A 20256-nucleotide genomic window follows, 5' to 3' on the forward strand; every position below is an offset into this window, starting at 1 on the left:
ATCCCCGGCGACAAGACCTGGCGCCCCAAGACGCCGAACCGCCCGATCATGGACGGCCCGCAGATCGCGATCGTCACCGGCCCGGCCGGCGAAGAGATCCACTGCGATGCGCACGGCCGGGTCAAAGTAAGATTTCCCTGGGATCGCTACAGCCAAAATGACGAACACAGCAGCGCCTGGCTGCGGGTCAGCCAGGGCTGGGCCGGGGGCAACTACGGCTTCATGGCCCTGCCGCGCATCGGCCACGAAGTCATCGTCTCCTTCCTGGACGGGGATCCGGACCAGCCGATCATCACCGGGCGCACCTACCACGCCACCAACACGCCGCCCTACGCGCTGCCGGAGCACAAGACAAGAACCACCCTGAAAACCCAGACCCACAAGGGCGAAGGTTCCAACGAACTGCGCTTCGAGGACGAGGCGGACAAGGAACAGATCTACGTCCACGCCCAGAAAGACCTGGACCTGCTCACCGAGAACGACCGCACCGAAGTGGTCCACAACAACAGCCACCTGACTGTCGACCAGGACCGTTACACCCAGATCCAGGCCAACGACCACAGCACCGTGACCGGCGAGAAGCGGGAGAAAGTCGGGGCAGACCACAGCTTCGACGTCACCGGCAGCCTCCACATCAGGGCCGGCACCGCCTGGCTCAGCGAATCCGGCCAGGAACTGCACGTCAAGGCCGGCCAGAAAGCCGTCATCGAAGCCGGCGCCGAAATCACCCTCAAAGGCGGCGGCAGCTTCGTCAAGATCGACCCCAGCGGCGTGGCACTGAGCGGCCCCGCGATCAACCTCAACGCCGGCGGCTCGGCCGGGAGTGGCTCGGGGCAGGCGGCGAAGGTGCCGGAGGTGCCTCAGGGGTTGGCGGCGCATACGGGGGCGAAAGTAGAGCCCGTGGCTCTGGCCGAAGTCGCCCAGCGCGCCGATGCCAAACCGGTGGTTGCGCACCGCCTGAAACAGGGCCGGATTCAGCGTACAGCCTTGGTCGAACAGTGCCAGGAACAGCCGGACGGTACGTGCCCGCTCAGTGATTGCCCCTGTGGCAAATCGGCCACGGCATAGAAGGGCTGATGATCATGAAGCCGAAGCTGAACAGCAAGACCGTGTTCGTCATTATCGAGGGTCATCCAAAGCGGCCCGTATTACCTGTTTTGTACGAACTGGAGCCAAAGCCTCAATGGCAGTATCTGTTTGCGGACACCGAATGGAGTCCCTACCAATCGGAAAGTCCCTTCCTGGTAGCCACAGAAGCCGGCTCCGCTTTTCTGAGCCATGTCATCTCCGAAATGCAGGATCCTGACGGTTGGCGCGGCCTGATCCTGGAATCTTCAGAGGATTTTGATGCGGTTATGGGCTGGGCCCGGCAGCGCCTGACGGTTGCCTTTGATCCGCCCCGCACGGGCTTGCTGCGTTACTACGATCCGCTCATCTGGCATGAGCTCTGTTCAGTGAATGAAACGGCCAGCCGCATGATCCAGCAGGGGCACTATTGGTTGGAGGAGGGCGATTCAGGCCAGTGGCGCTCCATCGAATACCCGGAACCCGTTTCAGATCCAGCAGGGCCCAGCCTCAGCCCGGTTCAGCTCCAGGCGCTTTCAGCCCTCGCCAGCCGCCGCAACAGCGGCCAGTCCCCCAGTTAAAGGAAGACAAGGATGTCGGAAAATCAATCGAGCCAAGCGTCTGCCAGCACCGGTCCGGCCTGTGAAGGCGAGAACCTGATCATTGAAGTGATTGGCAAACAACACCCTGAAGGTCAGGCGTTTCGCCTTTACGACACCACGGACATGGTTCAGCAGGAATGGCTGGAGAGCCAGGTCAAACAGGAAGAGCTGGACGATAGCATCCTGCACGTCTGGCCGATGAAAGGCGAGGCCGACAAAAACGTCTGGCTGGAGATAGCGGCTGACGAAGGTGCGCCGATCCGGGTGCCGTTTCTGAAGGAGGAAGGGGCTGTTGAGCGGCAGGAAGAGCGCCAGAAGCATGTGATCCTTCCCGTGGTTCCGGCGACATTGATCCAGGGCGTCACTCTGAAGGAAAGCAACCCAGCCCATCACGTCATGCTGCGTGCAGGTTTTCTCTATTTATTTCATCAGGGAAAACTCTGGAGAGAAATTGAAATCCGAATCTCCGAACAGGGTGTGACCACTTACCACGACGTTCCAATATCGCAGTACCGTGCAGATGGTGGGTTCGAGTACGGTTCCCGAAAAGCGACGGGCAAGGGTTTGTCGGAGATCTGGTTGCCTGCCCGCATAGATGGTGCTTGGCTGGATATCCAGGTGGCCTACAGTGAGTTTCAACTGCCTTCCGCCCGTTTGAGCTATTTCGAGAAAACAGGCCGAAATCGAGAAGACCGGTTCAATCTCATTAATCTTGAGATCAGAGCGCCGGAGACTGAAGAGGGTGAAACGCGCCGGCTCGGCACCGGGCCTGAACATGCTTTTCTCGCCGAGAAACTGGATCCCCAGCGGTCTCGCAAACCGGCAGCAGAGTGGCAGTGTGACCGCCCTGAACGCTACCTGTGTGATGTTAATGGTGAATACCCCACAACGAGTTGGAATGACGCCAAAGCCATACACCAAAGGCAAGAGTCCCAAGAGCCACAGGATGAGATATATGACGACGAACGCCCGGAAATGGGCGCTTTATCGCTTTGCCTTGAAAGAACCTTGGAAGAACTGGAAAGCAGCAACGACAACGCAGACGAAGCAACGCAAGAGGATCAGAGCGATAACGCCGGGGCTTCGGAGCCTTCACTCTGGGAATCAGGCGGTCAGTGTGTTCCTGACGCTTTGCAGGATGCACGGGATCGAGGCATTGGATGCATCTCGGTAGACGATGGCATTTATCGTCTACGCTATCTTACCCAGCGAAAGTTGATTGCTGACTGGTTCAACAGTGCGGCGGTAAGAAGGGCCAAATGTCGGCCCTATTTCGATTCGGCATTTCTTGTCCATTCCACCATCGTGCCTTCCGACTTCGATGGTAAGCCAAACCCTCTCCACAAGTTTATTTCGGAGCTGTCTTCAACCGGCCGCAATGAAATTGATCGTTCGGTTGCGAACTCTGAACGGACGATGGCGCAACGGTATTTTGAGCATCTCCAGCGTGACTTATTGGTCGCCGTTAACAATATTGGAATACAAAGCGCGTTGACCGATATGTTTACGTGCGATGGTTTCGACTACGCCGGAGCGTTTCAGTTCGTCAGCGGTATCATGAAGGATCTGGTAAAAGACTCTCGCGAAGCCGATGCACTGAACCTGCACAAAGGCGACACCTCAGAAAACGATGCAAAGCAATGGTTTCGAGGCTTTTGTCGGGGCGAGAACAGTGCTTCGCTCTATAGCATTCTTTTCCCCAAGGCAACTCCCGAAACGCTCGAATCCCCATACGTTGTGCCAGGTGAGCTGGAAGAAAACGATGGCAGCGGTCTGTTTCGCGGGACCGAGCTAGCGAAGTTGGAGAATGCGGACTTGCCTAAGGTGGAAGACGTCCAGTCGTTTCACGGTCTCGAACTCGTTGCGGCCGCAAGTGAGGGCGCTTTCACGTCGATGCTGGCATTCTATGTGCGGGCTGGCAGTGGGATTCTGATGAATATCCACGGCGAACTTTGGTCAGCCATTCATGACGCGGAGAAAAAGCTGACCGATGATCCTGAATTCAAGAAGAAGCGCCAGGAGTTGGCGGACCTCGACAAGCAGCTGAAAGAAGTCAATGACGAGCGAGGGAACCTGAGGAAACAAAGAGCGGACGCTAGAAATACCGTCGCAAGAGCCGATGAACTGTATGAAGAGCTTGGCGAACAAAAAAGGAACTTGCAGCAAGCCAGACAAGTAAAAGCAAGGCAGTTGAACGCGATCAATAGCAAGGCCATAACCGCAAAGATGCGTTTGTACGCAGGATCCTTACAGCAGATTCGAGCCTCACTACCCAAATTTTGGGGTGAAATGACGTTTGAGCGACTTTCCAAGGCTCTGCAAAGTGATTATTACGTGATTGGCTGGCTGGATGATTTGGCCGATGAATCGAACATGAACCAAGGTGTTCGAGTTTTTGGTGACATCTTTGATGACAGCACCGGAGAACGAACGGCTGTCGCATCGACCAATCGAAGGCGGGCGAACGCTCAGGGGATTGACTCGGAAGTGCCAGAAGAAGCGCGGCTTCTCGTCTTACCGAAGAGTGCCAAGGCGGCAAAGGCTCTGTTCGAACTCAGCAGCAAGGAAAGTGCGGTCATCGCGGCAGAGAAACAGGCAGAGGCGGCCAGGAAGGCTTTCGTTGAAGGGGGAGAAGCGAGTATCAACGCCCGGCAGCGTCTTCAAACTGCAACTGAACAACTTGATGAGGCAAGTAAAAAATTCAAGTCGCTTACATCACGGATGGGTTCGCTGCGAGAGGATATAGATGCTCCGAAAAAGGTCATTGCCGAAACTAGGGGTGGGGTAGCATATCGCTCTTTGAATACTCCTGTTTTGCCGGCATTTGTCATGTTAGTAGAGGCATATAACGTTACCGCTAACTCAAGCTCCTTTTCCGCCCTAACCAGGAAGCGGGGCGGAAACAGAGCTATGGCGGGGATGGGGAGTGCTTTGTACGATTTTACTGTTACGGCAAGCATTCTTGCAGAAAGATTCAAGAACGCGATACCAGCACAACTTGGCCGGACGAGTCGATTCGTTACGGCTATTTCAGCAAAGTTGGACAGAAATGTTGGCGGTTTGGTCGGAATAGTGCTGGAAAAGTTGGTGGGCGGACCGGTTGTTATGAGAGCTGCACTGGGTGCAGCAGGCGCTTTTGCTACCGGCGTTATATTTTTGTTCGATGCTTCTCATGCTTTTGACATGGGCAACACCGGTCTCGGCATTAGTTACAGTCTGCTTGCTGCCGGCAGTTTCGCTATGGTGATCAACGGCATTTTTGGCGCGGGCCTTATACTGGGCCCCATATGGTGGCTGGTCATTGGAATTGCACTATCGGTTGCGGGAGCACTTGGTGTTTGGTGGTTTAGCGAGGATCCAATCGAGACCTGGATGCGTCACGGGCCGTTTGGTGATTTGACGGAACTGGCTTTTCTTAAAGATCCTGACGAAGCGTACTACCGATTGATCAGTTTGTTAATGGGAGTACGAATATCTCTTGAGCCGAACGATAAACGCTCTGACGTGCTAAATGGAACCATCGAGAGCGAAGGTAAGCTCCTGGAAGCACAACTTGCGGCAGATTCCTGTTTGCGGATTGAGAGTTCCATTCCTGGTTTGTTCGAAGATGCCGAGCACAAAAGAGTGGACGCTTACTTGCGTCTGATAGAAAAAGTTGATGCACACGTCGATTCCAACCCCTCTGAAAAAACGGGTCGAGGCCGGGTTGAATTGCCTCCAGGGGAACGCCTTATTGGGGGCGAGGAACTGAAAAGGTATGCCTTGTATGAAGAGAAGATAGATAACGGATGGCTTGTTTATTTAAAGGCTCCCCAGCCCCGTAGAGTTGAAAATAGAACCTGGTTTGGAGGCACACGAACAAGTTTGTATACCTATGTTTGGAGCGTAAGGGCCCAGATTCACGTCCAGGACGAAGGGCGTGAGGTGGTATTCCCGGCACCGCCACCAGACGATCCATTGAAGTATGATAAGACAGATCTGGACCATACAACGCCGGACTTTTCGGAAACGGGCAAAGATTTCTGGTTCGATGAGAAGGTTAATCAAAATGGATGATTTGGCGGCAATGAAAGACGGGGTTGATGGTTATTATGGGAATTCAGCCTACCATCCGGATAAGCTGCCACGGCAGCGGCCGCAACTCTCGGATCCCAATCAGTCGGCGCTAAAACGCATGACGGCAGTCCGCTTACCGTGGGGGCATGCAGAAGACGTTGTACCCGACAGAGTTTATAACGTCGCAACGCCGGAGTTGCTGCGTAAGATTGAGCAACATGGCAGTTTGCTCGACAGCATTAATGATCAGGGGGAAATGGATCATGAGTGCTTCCGTTTTGCGCCGCTGGCCAGGCGAGTTCTGCTCTTGGATCTAGCAGAGGGATTTTCCAGGCTTGCCTTGAAGATTTTGTTTCCTCTTACCATTGCTACCGTATTGTTAGGTTGGTTTTCTTCTTCGGAAATGCATTACTGGCAACGAACGATAGGTGATTGGGATTTTTTCGTTTGGCTGTTTGGTATACCCGGAGGAATTTGGTTAATCTCACGCCTGCTTATTAAGTACTGTCTCCGCTGGGTGTTGAAAGCCGGAAAAGGTCCTATATGGGAGCTCAACAGACGCACCGGTATCGTGACCGTCTGGAAGTACCCATTCAAAATCCCGTTTATTCCGCGCGGCAAACCAGATGCCAAACAGTTCCCGTTTATCGAGTTCGATGCCTGGGTCAGCGCCCGAGCAGACCGCTATGGTGCGTTGAACCGGCTGCGGCTTTTCCACCGGTACAGCCAGTGCGAAGTCGACATAGGAGCGGCGACGGGCGATCACAGCCTGCCCGAGTCCTGTTATGCCATGTGGGATTTTATCCAGAACTACATGGACGTCAGCCGACCCCTGCCTGATATTCCGGTATTGGAACCCTATCGCCACAAGGACCCGGTGACCGCCGAGCACGATCGTCAAACCAACCGCCCGGAACGCTATTGGCGTGATATGGACGATGAGACGTTCAAGGCCTGCGAGAGCGAAATGAACCTCAACGTGCGAATGATGAGCATGCTGAGCCGGGAAAATATTATGGCCGGCAAGGTCGTATACTCAAGTAGTTAGGCCATGCGTTTTTATGGCGAGCAAAGCGAGCACGGGAAGTTCGTTTTGCTTCCCACCCCGTTAATGATCTCAGTCGGCAAGCCGAAGGCCGTTAAACCGTTGCTTGGCCCGCGATATTCCTCGAAACTGTAGCCACCTCGCAAAACCCGCCCCCATAACCGATCCTTACCGCTATGGAAGCGGACAAACCCGCATCAGACAGCCGTCAACAACAGAGGCCAACCGCCATGCCCGGAACCCAACGTGAAGTAACCCTGAGATTCCTTGCCGAGCCGACCGACCAGAACTTCGGTGGCAAGGTCCACGGCGGGGCTGTGATGAAGTGGATCGATCTGGCGGCCTATGCCTGCGCCGCGGGGTGGAGCGGTAAGTACTGCATCACCGCCTACGCCGGCGGGATCCGGTTCGTGAAGCCGATCCTGGTGGGCAATCTGGTGGAGGTGAACGCCAAGGTGGTGCTCACCGGGAACACGTCCATGCACATCGCCATCGATGTGGAGGCCGGGCACCCGACGGAAACGGAGCGTTCGACCACCACCCGCTGCATCGTGATCATGGTGGCGGTGGACGATCAGGGCCAGCCGAGTCCGATCCCGGCCTGGGTGCCGACGGATCCGATCGACATCGAGCAGCGGGATTCCGCCCAGCGGCTGATGGACATGCGCAAGAAGCTGCAGGAGGAGACGGTGCACGTGCACGGGCTTTGATCGCCGCCTGTAAACTGCCGATGGGCAGCCGGCCTCACGGAGGGGGCCGCTGACCACACGCGTTTTCATTCAATGACACAGGGAGTGTGCCATGACCCATACCCACCCGCGCCCGTGGGCGCCCTTTCTTGTTCTCGTTCTCGTTTTTCTGTTGGCCGGGCCGGCGATGGCCGGTGTCCCGCAGCTCACGTTGGCCCAGGTGTACGAGCAGGGCGTGCCCCTGGAAGACTACTGGGTCAGCGAAAAGCTGGACGGCGTGCGCGCCTATTGGGACGGTGACAAGCTCGTCTCGCGCCAGGGCCACCGCTTTCACGCGCCCGACTGGTTCACCCGGGATTTTCCGGACACGCCCATGGACGGCGAGCTCTGGTTGGGGCGCGGCACCTTCTCTGAGCTGTCCGGGGTGGTGCGTAAGCTTGAGCCGGTGGATGCCGAATGGCGCCAGGTCCACTACGAGATCTTCGACCTGCCGGCGCATCCCGGGCCCTTCTCGGAACGCGTTGCGGCGATGCAGCGCCTGCTGCAACCCTCGCCATCGCCCTACCTGTCGATGATCGAACAAACCCGGGGCACCACTCACGCGGCGCTAATGGGCCGACTCGACGATGTGGTGGCCGCTGGCGCCGAAGGGCTGATGCTCCATCGCGGCGACAGCCGCTACCACGCCGGCCGCAACGACGATCTGTTGAAGGTGAAAAAGTACCAGGACGCGGAAGCCGATGTGGTGGGCTATTCACCCGGCAAGGGCAAATACGAGGGCATGCTGGGTGCGCTGGTGGTGGAGCGGTCGGACGGGCGGCGATTCAAGCTGGGTACGGGCTTCAGCGACGAGCAGCGGGCGCATCCGCCGGCGATGGGGGCGACGGTCACCTACAAGTTCTACGGCTACACATCCACTGGCCTGCCGCGTTTCGCCAGTTTTATGCGGGTGCGTGACGACGAGCCAGCGGAAGAATAGTCGCCGGGTTGGGAGCGGTCGGGGCAGGGCGCTTTCAGAGGTTTTTAAGCGGTTCTTCAGAGGGTTCACCGCACGGCGGGCTAGCCCGGCCAGCGGTGAATCTGCTCGCCGATCAGCGTATCGCCCGCCACGTTGACCGGCCCTTCGCGGCCTTCGATGACGTGGCTGAGGTAATGATTGCCCTCGGTCTTGGCGTCCACCTTGGGCGTGTCGATGCCGGCATCCCGGGCAGCTTCCCGGAAGATGGCCGGTTTGACGATGGTGCGGATGTCCTCGGCACTGGCGTCGTCGAGTTGGCCCCAGCGCGCCAGGCGCGTGGTGAGCCAGTGAGCCTGGGACAGCCAGGGGAAGTTCGCACTGTCGCGGAAGAAGTGCTGGTGCAGGCGCGGGTGGAACAGTGAGAACGGGTGACCGTCCAGGGCCTGGACCTGGTTACCCAGGTAGCGTTCGTCCGAGAGGATGTCGCGCAGGGCCGGATGGTGGTCCGGGTCGTCCAGCCACTGGCAGGCGCGCAGCAGCACGCGGATCAGCCGGCGATGGATCTCGGGATGCTGTTCGGCCCAGTCCTGCCGCATGCCCAGCACTTTCTCCGGGGAGTTCTGCCAGATCTGGTGACCGGCGTGCAGGATGACGCCCAGGTCCTGCCATTCCAGCAGGCTGTTCCAGGGCTCACCCACGCAGCAGCCCTCGATGGCACCGGCGCGGAACGCGTCCATCATCTGGATGGGGGAAACCGGAACGATCTGGATGTGCTGGCGGGCGTCCGGGCCGGCCGATGCGACCCAGTCGCGCAGCTGCAGGTCGTGACTTGACCAGGGCGCGACCGACGCCAGCTGGATCGGCGAGCCGCGACGCTGGGCCACATCGACCAGCGCGCGGGCCGAGGCCAGCGGGTCGTTGCGATCGGCGCCGGCGGACACCAGCTTGGGATAGAGGGACGTGGACACGGTGATGCCGTTGCCGTTGCGGCTCAGCACCATGGCGGTGGTGATGGGCACGCGCGGGCGATCCGTGGCCAGGGACATGGCCAGCGGCATGGGCGCCAGCATGTGGGCGCCGTCCAGCAGGCCAAACGACACCTTGTCGCGCAGGGACGCCCAGGACCCTTCACGGACCAGCTCCACGTCCAGGCCTTCGCGGAAGAACAGCCCCAGTTCGTGGGCGATGATCAGCGGCGCACTGTCGAGCAGCGGAACGAAGCCCAGCCTCAACTTGAAGCCCTTGCGGCGGTGCAGCGGAATCGGGTCGGCCACCATCGGTACCTCCCGCGTCAGGATGCGCGCTGGAGGTTGCCGGCGTCATCCTTGCCGAGCATGTCGATCACCCGCTGGGCAATCTGCCCCATGCGCAGGCTGTGGTCCATGGCGGCTTTCTGCAGCACGCGGTAGGCCTCGGCCTCGTCGCACTGTTCGCGTTTCATGATCAGGCCCTTGGCGCGGTCGATCAGCTTACGCTCTTCCAGCTGTGTGCGGGTCTCCTGCAGCTCTTCGCGCAGGGACTGGAACGCCTCGAAGCGGGCCACGGCGGTGTCGATGATGCCGCGCACGTGCTGCGGCTGGATGCCGTCCACCACGTAGGCGCTCACACCGGCGCGCACGGCGGCCTGGATGGTGTTGCGGTCGCTCTGCTCCTGGGCGAAGAACACGATCGGGCGCGGCGCATGGTCGTTGAGCGTGCTCATGTTTTCCAGGGTGTCGCGGTCCGGCAGGTCCATGTCGATGATGACCATGTCCGGCTCGTCGCGGGCCACCGCAGCGGTCAGACCGACCGCGTTGGGGCGGTGGCTGATGACCTCGTGACCTTCCGCCTCAAGCGCCTTGCGGACGGTGTCGGCCCGCTCGGTGTCGTCGTCGATCAACAGGATTCGGAGTGGGTCAAAAGCGTTCATGGCTATGTCCTCGGATGTCTGTCCGGGAATAAGCAACTTCCTGACCAGATCCCGGGGTTATTTCAGTAAGTCCCTGAAATGCTGATTTTTTACGATAATTGAGAAAGTCAGGGGTTGGCGCCGGGCCGGTTTTGGCTGATCCAAACCGGTTCAATTTTGGGCGCTTTGCACTGTTTTGGGTGCTGGCTGGGCCGATTTGCCCGGGAATCGTGGGGTTTCGTCTGGCCTTAAACTTGCTTTCGAGAGGGACAGATGCATTTTGCGCAGGCTGCGGCGACAATCGCCGGCCGGCGCCGACAAGGTCCAGGCAACGAAGCCCGGGCGTGACGAGGCCAATATTCCAGGCCGTCGTCGCGCCCGGGTTTTTTTATGGGTGCCGGGCCGGGAGCAGCAAAGGTCCGTGAGTAACGAGGCAATGACAACCTGCAAAACCACCTGTCCCTACTGCGGCGTCGGCTGCGGCGTACTGGCTGATCCCAGAGGCGCGGTCCGTGGCGACGACAGCCATCCGGCCAACCGTGGGCGCCTGTGCGTCAAGGGTTCCAGCCTGCACGAGACCCTCGGTGACCACGGGCGCCTGCTGGCGCCGCGTGTCGATGGGCACCGGGTGTCCTGGGACCAGGCCATCCAGGCCGGCGCCGACGCCATCCGCGAGGCGGTCGAAACTCACGGGCCGGGGTCCGTGGGCTTCTATCTGTCCGGCCAACTGCTTACCGAGGACTACTACGCCGCCAACAAGCTGGCCAAGGGCTTCATCGGCACGCCCCACGTGGATACCAATTCGCGGCTGTGCATGTCGTCCGCCGTGGCCGCCCACAAGCGGGCCTTCGGGGCGGACGTGGTGCCGGGCTGCTACGAGGACCTGGAGCTGGCCGACCTGCTGGTGCTGGTGGGCAGCAACGCCGCCTGGAACCACCCGATCCTGTTCCAGCGTATGAAGGCCGCCGCGCGGGACGGCCGGCGCGTGGTGGTGATCGACCCGCGCCGCACCGCCACCAGCGATCTGGCCGACCTGCATCTGAGCCTGCGTCCGGGCAGCGATGCCCTGCTGTTCAACGGGCTGCTGGCCTGGCTGGCGGAACAGGGGCGGCTGGACAAGAACTATATCGACGATCACTGCGAAGGCTTCGACCGTGCGCTCGCCGCCGCGAGAGAGAGTGCGCCCAGCGTGGCCGCGGTGGCGGCCGGGTGCGATCTGGACGAAGCCGAGGTGTTGCGGTTCTTCCAGTGGTTTGCCGAGCACGACCGCACCGTGACGATGTTCTCCCAGGGCGTGAACCAGTCCAGCTCGGGCACCGACAAGGGCAACGCCCTGATCAACTGTCACCTGGCGACCGGTCGGGTGGGCAAGCCCGGGGCGTCGCCGTTCTCCATCACCGGCCAGCCCAACGCCATGGGCGGTCGGGAAGTGGGTGGCCTGGCCAACACCCTGGCGGCACACATGGATTACGACGAGCCCGCCGACCGGGACCGGGTCACGCGTTTCTGGCAATCGCCGGGACTGGCGGGCGGGCCGGGCTACAAGGCCGTGGACCTGTTCGACGCGGTGCATCGCGGCGACATCAAGGTGCTCTGGATCATGGCGACGAATCCGGCGGTGAGCCTGCCCGACAACGACCGGGTGCGCGAGGCGCTGGAACGCTGCCCCACGGTCATCGTCTCCGACTGCGTTGCGGACACCGACACCGCCGCCTACGCCCGCATCCAGCTACCCGCCGCCGGCTGGGGCGAAAAGGACGGCACGGTGACCAATTCCGAACGCTGTATCTCCCGGCAGCGCGCCTTCCTGCCGCTGGCCGGCGAGGCAAAACCCGACTGGTGGATCATCAGCCGGATGGGGCAGGCGCTGGGCCATGGCGCGGCGTTCGACTATCAGGCGCCTGTGGATATCTTTCGGGAGCACGCGGCGCTGTCGGCGTTCGAGAACGACGGGCAGCGGGCCTTCGACCTGGGCGGCCTGAGCCGGATTCCGGCCGCCGATTACGACGCGCTGGCGCCGATCCAGTGGCCGGTCAACGCGCAGCATCCGGAGGGGGGCGCGCGTCTGTTCGGCGACGGCCGGTTCGCTACCGCGGACCACCGGGCCCGGTTTGTTGCCATAAGCCCCGAATCACCGCATCAGCGCCCGGACGCGGACTACCCGCTGATCGTCAACAGCGGCCGCATCCGCGACCACTGGCACACCATGACCCGCACCGGCCGTGCCGCGCGTCTCTGGCAGCATCGCGCCGAGCCGTTCATCGAGGTGCATCCCGACGATCTGGCCCGGCTGGGTCTGGAGGCCGGGCAGTTGGGCCAGCTCGACGGACCCTGGGGGCGTTTCGCCGGCCGCATCCAGTCGGTACCGGAACAGCGCCGGGGCGAGGTGTTCGTGCCGATCCACTGGAACCGGCAGTTCGCCAGCGACGCCCTGGCATCCCGGCTGATGGGCGCGGTGGTGGACCCCGTATCGGGGCAACCGGAGTCCAAGCACGGCGTGGCCCGCCTGACGGCGCTCAACACCCGCTGGGAAGCGCGCCTCCTGTGCAGTCCGGATTTCCCCCGCTACTGGCAGGCGGAGCAATGGGCCCGGGTGCCGCTGGATGGCTGCGAAAGCTGGTGGCTGGCCGGGGAACAGACACCCGACTGGCCGGACTGGGCCGGACGCTGGCTGGGCGGGCGGCCCCAGATTGAAATGGCTGATGCCCGGGTCGGGCGCTACCGGGCGGCCCGTTTTCATCAGGGCCGGTTGTTGGCCCTGCTGATGGTCGAGCCCGCCGGGTGCGCGTTTCCGGATCTGGGTTGGCTCGCCGGGTGTTTCGCCCGCGAATCACTGTCGGTGAACGAGCGCCGCGCCATCCTGGCCGGGCGCGATGCCGACCAGCCGGACATCGGCCCGGTGGTGTGCAGCTGCTTCCAGGTGGGGCAGAAGCAGATCGAGGCGGCGGTCGAGGCGGGTGCCGACTCGGTCGAGTCCCTGGGGGACAAACTCAGGTGCGGGACCAACTGTGGCTCCTGCCTACCGGAAATCCGCAAATGCCTGGCCGAGCCGTCGGTGACGCAGGAAGCCGGGTGAATAATCCCCGTTTATAGAGAAAGGGGCTCAGGAGCAGGAAGGGTGAGGGACGCTAGCGGTGCGTCAGCATCGACAGCGGCACCCGGTAGCGCGCGCCACGCCAGCGGCCGGTGCCCTGCACCGTGCAGGTACGGCGATTGACTCGAATCACCCGCCCTTCCCGGGGGCGCTCCTCATGACCGAAGCGCACATCATCCCCCACCGCAAACCGGCGGCTGTCGGCTTCCGCGGCGACCAGATCCATCCCCTCCCGCGGTAAAACGATGCCCCGACCTTCGCACTGATCGACCAGGTGATGGCGCACCGCGCGGGCGCCGCCGCTGGCGTGCAGTTCATCCAGGATCTTGTAGAACGCCGCGTTGTGAACCGACCCGTGCCGGCGCCCGCCGCTGATGCTCTGCAGCAGGTGCGCGAACTCGTGGCAGCAGGTGTGGGCAAGCAGGTTGGCGGTGGACACCTCGCCGTCGAAGTAGCCGCGCCGCTGGATTTCGCGGGTGGAGAGCCAGCCCTGGCTGCTGTGGGCTTCGAACTTGGCGGCCACCATGCGCTGGCCGTAGGTGATCAGGTGCTCGCCGTTGGCCGGATCGAAGCGGTGGTAGGTGGCCTGTCCGCGGCCGGCGCGGCAGGTCAGCTCGCTCTTGCGTGAGCGCTGGCGGACCCAGTCCCGGGCCGGTTGCCAGAGAACGTTTTCGGTGGCGCGGCCCATAAGCTGGGCAATCTGCTGTGCGGTTTCCGGGCTGACTGGCATGAGCTCGATGGTTAGGTGTGATCGGTAGGCGTGACTCCCGAAAACGATAATCGCCCCGGGTCGTCGAGGCAACCCCGGAAGTCCGGCTGGCTTGTCCAAACCTGCTGCAGGATTTGCCAAGGATTGGGTTTGTAAGCGCTACGTCGCCTGACTAGCTTTAAAGGAACGCTCCAAACAGCAATGACTGGCCGAGCATGCTTTCTGCCCCGAGCCGGGATCCAGCCAGTCGTTCCCGATAATAAAAGAGCCCGACGGTTGCCGGTGTTGGCCTTTTTCGAGGGCAGCGCCGATCAGTCGGGCCGTTCCTGATGGGAGGCCGTTATGGCATTCACGTTCCAGCTCAATGGCAAAGAGGTGACCGCGGACGTCGAGCCCGACACCCCGTTGCTCTGGGTGCTCCGCGATCATTTTGGACTGACCGGCACCAAGTTCGGCTGCGGCATCGCCCAGTGCGGCGCCTGTACCGTCCACATGAATGGGCTCACCCGGCGTTCCTGCATCACGCCCATCTCGCAGGTGGACGGTGGTCAGGTGGTCACCATCGAGGGGCTGGGCGGGCGCGAAGCCCAGGCCGTGCAGGATGCCTGGGTGGCGCTGGACGTGCCCCAGTGCGGATTCTGCCAGTCCGGTCAGGTGATGTCCGCCGCCGCCCTGCTGCGGGAAATCCCCAAGCCCACCGATGACAACATCGACCAGGCGATGGCCGGCAATATTTGCCGCTGCGCCACCTATGTGCGCATCCGCAAGGCCATTCACCAGGCGGCGCAGACGCTGGAGGGCTGATCCATGACGTATCCATTTCGCGTTGAGACGCCGCAGGAGCGGGGGCTGACCCGTCGCGGTTTCCTCAAGGGCTCGGCGGCGGTCGCCACCAGTCTGGTCATCGGGGCCCACCTGCCGGGGCGGGCGTTCGCAGAAGCGGCCTCATCGGCGGCTGATAGCGGGGCCATGGCGCCCAACGCCTTCGTCCGGATCGATCCGGACAGCACGGTGACGGTCATCGTCAAACACATCGAGTTCGGCCAGGGGCCGGTGACCGGCCTGGCCACGCTGGTGGCGGAAGAGCTGGACGCGGACTGGGGCCAGATGAAGGCGGAACTGGCCCCGGCCAATACCGAAAAGTACACCAACGCGCTGTTCGGCTTACAGGGCACCGGCGGCTCCACCGCCATGGCCAGTTCCTACGAGCCGATGCGCAAGGCCGGGGCGGCGGCTCGGGTCATGCTCGTGCAGGCGGCCGCCAAGCGCTGGCAGGTGGAGCCTTCGGCGATCACCGTCGAGAGGGGCGAAGTCCGTCACGGTGATCACAGCGCCTCGTTTGGCGAACTGGTGGCGGAGGCGGCGCAGGTAGCGCCTCCCAGCGATCCGCCGCTGAAATCACCGGACGACTTCAAGCTGATCGGCACCCAGCTGACGAAGCTGGATTCCCGCGACAAATCCGACGGCAAACAGATGTTCACGCTGGATCGTTATCCCGAGCAGCTGGTGGTCGCCACCATCCTGCATCCGCCGGTCTTCGGCGCCACCGTGGCCTCTGTGGACGATGCCGACGCGCGGGCGGTGAAAGGGGTTATCGACGTCAAGACCGTGCCCGCCGGCGTGGCCGTCTACGCCGAGAACACCCACGCCGCATTGAAAGGCCGCAAGGCGCTGAACGTGTCCTGGGATGAGAGCCAGGGGGAAACCCGCTCCACCCAGCGGATGGAGCAGGATTACAGCCAGGCCGTGAAACAGCCGGGGCTGGACGCCCGGCTTGAAGGCGATGTGGAGGCGGCACTGGCCTCCGCCGACACCGTGATCGAGGCGGAATACTACTTCCCGTTCCTGGCGCACGCACCGATGGAAACCCTCGATGCTGTGATCCGCTTCCGGGAGGGCCTGGTTGAGGCCTGGATGGGGACGCAGATCCAGACCATGGACCATGGCGCCATCGCCCAGGTGTTCGGCGTGCCGCCGGAGAAAGTGTCGCTGTACACCGAATACGCCGGCGGCAGCTTCGGCCGCCGGGCGCAGCCGGGCGGCGAGTTTGCGGCGGAAGCGGCCCAGGTGGCCAAGGCGCTGGGCTCGGAGCGCCCGGTCAAGCTGATGTGGACCCGGGAAAACGACATCCAGGGCGGCCGTTATCGACCGCTGGCGGTGCATCGCCTGCGCGGCGGGCTGGACAGCGACGGCAACATCGTCGCCTGGGATCAGCAGATTGCCGTGCAGTCCTTCATGAAAGGCACCGCGTTCGAGCAGTTCATGATCAAGGACGGCATCGATGCCACGGCGGTGGAAGGCTCCAAGGAACTGCCGTACGGGGTGCCCAACCTGCGGGTGGGGCAGCATCTGATGGACAACGGCGTGTCTGCGCTCTGGTGGCGGTCCGTGGAACACACCCACAACGCCTACGCCAACGAAACCTTCCTCGATGAGTTGCTGGAACGAGCCGGAACCGATCCGGTGAAAGGTCGTCTGGCGCTGCTGGGTGACAAGCATCCGCGCCACAGCGGCGTGCTGAAAAAGGTGGCCGACATGGTCGACGCCGCCGGCAGCGTGCCGGACGGGCGCGCCCGAGGGGTGGCCGTGCACAAGAGCTTCGGCAGTTTCGTGGCGCAGATCGCGGAAGTGTCCGACAACGGCGCGGGCGAACCGCGGGTGCATAAGATCTGGTGTGCGGTGGACTGCGGCGTGCCGGTCAATCCGGACGTTATCCGCGCCCAGATGGAAGGCGGCATCGGTTATGGCATCGGCGCCGTTCTCTACGACGCCATCACCCTCGGCGACGGCGGCCGGGTGGAGCAGGCCAACTTCGACCGCTACCGCTCCCTGCGCATCAACGAGATGCCCGATGTGGAGGTGGAAGTGATTCGCTCCGCCGAACCGCCCACCGGTGTGGGGGAGCCCGGCACACCGCCCTCCGGCCCGGCCATCGCCAACGCCTGGCGACGGCTGACCGGCAAGAGCGTTTACCGGTTACCCCTGGTTCCGATCGTCAGCTGAGGAGGCGACACCATGACTCGTACCATCATAGCCATCGCCTGTGCCGCCCTCGTGTCGCTGGCCCTGAGCCTGAAAATCGGCTCCGCCATTGCCGCTGACGAACCGGTGGCGAAGAGCGAAACACTGCGCTCGCCCGAATCGTTTGCCGACATCCAGGAGCCTGCCGAGCGCTCTGTCGCGATGTTCAACGAAATGGGCAAGGTGCTGACCCATCCCCGCTGCGTGGCCTGCCATCCCAAGGGCGACACGCCGCTGCAGGGCATGAGCCTGCAGGCGCACCAGCCACCGGTCGTCCGGGGCGTGGGTGGCATGGGCGCTGCGGGCATGCGCTGCTCCACCTGCCACGGCGAAGAGAACGTGGCCTTCGACACCGCCGAGGGCTCCATTCCCGGACACCCGGGCTGGCGGCTGGCGCCGGCATCCATGGCCTGGGAGGGCAAGAGCCTCGCCCAGATCTGCGAGCAGCTCAAAGACCCCGAACGCAGTCACATGACGCTGGAGGAACTGCAGAAACACAACGCCGAAGACGGCCTGGTCGGCTGGGGCTGGCATCCCGGAGAAGGGCGGATTCCCGTGCCCGGGACCCAGGCCATTTTCGGGGAACTGACCCAGGCGTGGATTGATACCGGGGCGGTCTGTCCGGAGGGCTGAGCGCGATTGGCGCCTACCGCAACTGATACCGGATCGGGATGGTAAATGCGAAGCTCTTGCCCTGCATGCTGTCCGGCACGGCCGGTAGCGGGTCGCTGGAGCGGATGATCTCCAGCGCGGCTTCGTCCAGGATGCGAAAGCGGGAACTGTTCGCGATGGACGCGGAGATCAGGTCGCCGTGGCGATCGAACTCGAAGCGCACCACCGGTGTGCCTTCCTGTCCACGGCGCCGCGCCCGGCGTGGGTATTCGTAATGCTGCGCCAGGTGCCGGTTGAGTTTCGACAGGTAACTGTCCTCGGCGTCGGAGCGCCCGGCGGTCAGCTCCACCTGTTGCGGCTGGGACGCACCCGGCTCGCCTTGCGTTGACGAGCTGGATGTCTTCTCGGCCGTTGTCGCGCTTGGGGCGGTTGCGCTGTCGGTCGTCGCCCGGGCGGTTTGTTCCGGCTCTGGCTTGGGCTCCGGTTTTGGATCGGGCTTGGGTTCCGGTTTGGGCGTGGGCTCGGGCGTCGGCTCCGGCTTGGGCACTGGTTTCGGATCCGGCTTTGGCTCGGGTTTTGGTTTAGGCTCCGGTTTCGGCTCTGGCTTTGGCTTGGGTTCCGGTTCCGGCTTGGGTTCGGGTTTGGGTTCAGGTTCAGGCGGCTGTTCCGCCTGCGGTTCCGGTTTGGGTTTCTGGGGTTCCGCCGTCGGTTCGGGGTCGCCGGTGGCGGCCTGCTCGGCGTTGGGGCTGGCCAGGCTGAGACTGATAACGGCCTGTGCCGTAACGTTGCCATTGCCTTTGGGCGCCGGGATGGTCTCCGACGAGCGTGCGAACAGGTAGCCCACGCCCAGGGCGATGGCCAGGGCGACAATGGCGAAGACGAAGCGGATAGCGGTGCTCACAGTCTGGGCTCCGTCAGCAGGGTGACCTTGTCGTAACCGGCCTGTTCCAGGGTGTGTAGCAGGCTCTCCAGATCGTCCAGGGTAATGCCGGCGTCGGCCGCAATACGCAGCGGCCGGGCGGCATCGGGCCTGGGCAACTGCTGCAACAGTTGCTCGCGTGGGACGACCTGCTTGCCGATCTGCCAGTCGCCGTCGGCGGTGACCATCATGTCGGCTTTCGGCGCACTGCTTTCGCCTTCCTCTGCCGTGCCCGGCAGCGTCGGCAACGGATCGTCGGTCAGGTGCCCCGCCACGATGAAGAACAGCAGCAGCAGGAAGACCAGGTTAATCAGCGGCAGCATCGCGTCTTCCACGCGATCGAGCAGGTTACGGCCGTCACCGTCCTGGGATTGGGGGAGCAGTGGCTTCATTGGGGATCGTTTACGTCTGTATCGCTCTGTGAGGTCCGCCGCCAGTGGGTGTTTATGCCCGCTGACTGGAGCTGGGTCAGGCCTGCGGTGAAGGTGCCCAGCGGGACGTCGCCTTCGGTTTCCAGGTTCACTTCGCGTTCGCCGGCGCGCAGCAGGGCTTCGGCCAGCGACGTCGCGCTCAGGGTGCGTTCATTCCACTGGATCCGGCCGTCGGCTTCCATAACCAGCTCCGGCAGGGGCTCGCCTTCTTCACCGCCGCCGCTGGTCCCGGTGCGGTTGTCCAGATCCAGGTGGCTGGTGGGCGCCAGGCGCGACGTCACCATAAAGAACACCAGCAGGATAAAGACAACGTCGATCAACGGGGTCATCCGGATCGGCAGGCGCCGACGCGGACGGGGATCAACCAGCTGCATGGGCGAACCGCTTCTCCTCGCCGGCTTCCCTGAGTTCGACCTGCTCCTGCCTGGTTTCGCTCTGTACCTGCGGTTGAGGGGCCTGGTGCATGTCCTCGGTGACCGACAACACCCGCACCAGCAGGTCGTTCATGTGGCTGCTCAGGCGGCGCAGGCGGAACTCGATCCAGGCGGCCATGGCCGCCATGGGGATGGCGATGACCAGGCCCGCCGCGGTGGTCATCAGCGCCTGGTAAATACCGCCACTGAGCTGGCTGGCACTGGCGCGCCCTTCCGTGGACGCCATGGTGCTGAAGGCCTCCATCATGCCCATCACCGTGCCCAACAGGCCCAGCAGGGGCGCCAGGGCGGCGATCACTTCAATAATCTTGAGAGGCGACTCGAACGGCTGCAGGGCGCGCTGGGCAAGGCGTGCGATATTTTCACGCTGCTGGGTTTCCGACGCGCTGCCCAGGGCGCCGCGCATGGCCGTTTCGACCAGGGCCGGCAGCGGGTTGAACCGGTTCAGGCCGGAGCGGGTGGCATGGATGTCGTCAGCCAGTTCCGGGGAGGGCGCGGATTCCCACTGATCGACTTCGGCGCGAATCCGGCGTGAGCTGCGCGGCGCAAACAAGGCGCCGACCAGTACGACGTAGATGAAGGTCGCCAGGCCAATCAAGGCGAGGACCAGAAGCACGCCCATGACCGGGCCGCCGTAATCCAGGAGCTGACTGATGGGGCCAAACTGACCTGCGGCGCTGACAGTGGCGGATGATTCAGGCACGGTGGATTCTCCCGGGAATAAAAGCTGAAG

The 20256-nt window shown here is 62.5% G+C and carries 17 protein-coding genes; 10 read left to right on the forward strand and 7 right to left on the reverse strand.

Features of this window, described 5'->3' with window-relative positions:
• The 6 genes from DKK67_RS00005 to DKK67_RS00030 form a co-directional block, all read left to right on the forward strand.
• Positions 1-1068 (forward strand): type VI secretion system Vgr family protein (locus tag DKK67_RS00005; protein WP_162628691.1); only part of this gene is annotated, 1068 nt, incomplete at its 5' end.
• Between the two features lie 14 nt (positions 1069-1082).
• Complete coding sequence (locus DKK67_RS00010) at positions 1083-1646, forward strand: DUF4123 domain-containing protein (RefSeq protein ID WP_162628692.1); 564 nt, start codon at positions 1083-1085, stop codon at positions 1644-1646.
• Positions 1647-1658: 12 nt separating this feature from the next.
• Entirely contained in the window at positions 1659-5723 is a 4065-nt protein-coding gene (locus DKK67_RS00015; protein ID WP_111493184.1) for a hypothetical protein, read from the forward strand.
• On the forward strand, positions 5716-6771 hold the full coding sequence (locus DKK67_RS00020) for a hypothetical protein (protein WP_111493186.1): 1056 nt from the start codon (positions 5716-5718) through the stop codon (positions 6769-6771). Before DKK67_RS00015 ends, DKK67_RS00020 begins: the two co-directional genes overlap by 8 nt.
• 227 nt (positions 6772-6998) lie before the next feature.
• The gene (locus tag DKK67_RS00025) at positions 6999-7478 is read left to right on the forward strand and encodes an acyl-CoA thioesterase (RefSeq protein WP_111493188.1); all 480 of its coding nucleotides are present in this window, start codon (positions 6999-7001) and stop codon (positions 7476-7478) included.
• A gap of 91 nt (positions 7479-7569) precedes the next feature.
• Positions 7570-8436, forward strand: a complete 867-nt coding sequence (locus tag DKK67_RS00030; RefSeq protein WP_111493190.1) for a DNA ligase — start codon at positions 7570-7572, stop codon at positions 8434-8436.
• A gap of 80 nt (positions 8437-8516) precedes the next feature.
• On the opposite strand, the gene DKK67_RS00035 is transcribed toward DKK67_RS00030, so the two are convergent.
• Entirely contained in the window at positions 8517-9692 is a 1176-nt protein-coding gene (locus DKK67_RS00035; RefSeq protein ID WP_228160473.1) for an ABC transporter substrate-binding protein, read from the reverse strand.
• 14 nt (positions 9693-9706) lie between these two features.
• Complete coding sequence (locus tag DKK67_RS00040) at positions 9707-10324, reverse strand: ANTAR domain-containing response regulator (protein ID WP_111493192.1); 618 nt, start codon at positions 10322-10324, stop codon at positions 9707-9709.
• Between the two features lie 415 nt (positions 10325-10739).
• Between DKK67_RS00040 and DKK67_RS00045 the strand changes: the two genes are divergently transcribed.
• The gene (locus DKK67_RS00045; RefSeq protein WP_111493194.1) at positions 10740-13379 is read left to right on the forward strand and encodes a nitrate reductase; all 2640 of its coding nucleotides are present in this window, start codon (positions 10740-10742) and stop codon (positions 13377-13379) included.
• 52 nt (positions 13380-13431) lie between these two features.
• Here DKK67_RS00045 and DKK67_RS00050 read toward each other — a convergent pair whose 3' ends face one another.
• Positions 13432-14127 carry a hypothetical protein gene (locus tag DKK67_RS00050; protein ID WP_111493196.1) on the reverse strand — a complete coding sequence of 232 codons (696 nt, stop codon included), beginning with the start codon at positions 14125-14127 and terminating at the stop codon, positions 13432-13434.
• A gap of 321 nt (positions 14128-14448) precedes the next feature.
• Here DKK67_RS00050 and DKK67_RS00055 point away from each other — a divergent pair, with 321 nt between their 5' ends.
• The 3 genes from DKK67_RS00055 to DKK67_RS00065 are packed head-to-tail and all read left to right on the forward strand — an operon-like array spanning position 14449 to position 17760.
• Positions 14449-14910 (forward strand): (2Fe-2S)-binding protein, encoded by a 462-nt coding sequence (locus DKK67_RS00055; RefSeq protein ID WP_111493198.1) that lies wholly within the window; start codon positions 14449-14451, stop codon positions 14908-14910.
• A 3-nt stretch (positions 14911-14913) separates the two neighbouring features.
• The gene (locus tag DKK67_RS00060) at positions 14914-17109 is read left to right on the forward strand and encodes a xanthine dehydrogenase family protein molybdopterin-binding subunit (RefSeq protein ID WP_111493200.1); all 2196 of its coding nucleotides are present in this window, start codon (positions 14914-14916) and stop codon (positions 17107-17109) included.
• A gap of 12 nt (positions 17110-17121) precedes the next feature.
• Positions 17122-17760 carry an Isoquinoline 1-oxidoreductase subunit gene (locus DKK67_RS00065; protein ID WP_111493202.1) on the forward strand — a complete coding sequence of 213 codons (639 nt, stop codon included), beginning with the start codon at positions 17122-17124 and terminating at the stop codon, positions 17758-17760.
• Positions 17761-17773: 13 nt separating this feature from the next.
• Here DKK67_RS00065 and DKK67_RS00070 read toward each other — a convergent pair whose 3' ends face one another.
• Genes DKK67_RS00070 through DKK67_RS00085 form a run of 4 tightly spaced genes read right to left on the reverse strand, consistent with a single transcriptional unit; the run spans position 17774 to position 20226 of the window.
• Positions 17774-18640, reverse strand: coding sequence for an energy transducer TonB (locus DKK67_RS00070; protein ID WP_111493204.1), 867 nt, complete (start codon positions 18638-18640; stop codon positions 17774-17776).
• Positions 18637-19050, reverse strand: a complete 414-nt coding sequence (locus DKK67_RS00075) for an ExbD/TolR family protein (RefSeq protein WP_111493206.1) — start codon at positions 19048-19050, stop codon at positions 18637-18639. Before DKK67_RS00075 ends, DKK67_RS00070 begins: the two co-directional genes overlap by 4 nt.
• Positions 19047-19463: an ExbD/TolR family protein gene (locus tag DKK67_RS00080; protein WP_111493208.1), complete on the reverse strand. Its 417-nt coding sequence runs from the start codon at positions 19461-19463 to the stop codon at positions 19047-19049. Before DKK67_RS00080 ends, DKK67_RS00075 begins: the two co-directional genes overlap by 4 nt.
• Entirely contained in the window at positions 19450-20226 is a 777-nt protein-coding gene (locus tag DKK67_RS00085) for a MotA/TolQ/ExbB proton channel family protein (protein ID WP_204355692.1), read from the reverse strand. Before DKK67_RS00085 ends, DKK67_RS00080 begins: the two co-directional genes overlap by 14 nt.
• Positions 20227-20256: the final 30 nt, after the last annotated feature.

Source organism: Marinobacter bohaiensis (assembly GCF_003258515.1).
Lineage (GTDB): Bacteria > Pseudomonadota > Gammaproteobacteria > Pseudomonadales > Oleiphilaceae > Marinobacter_A > Marinobacter_A bohaiensis.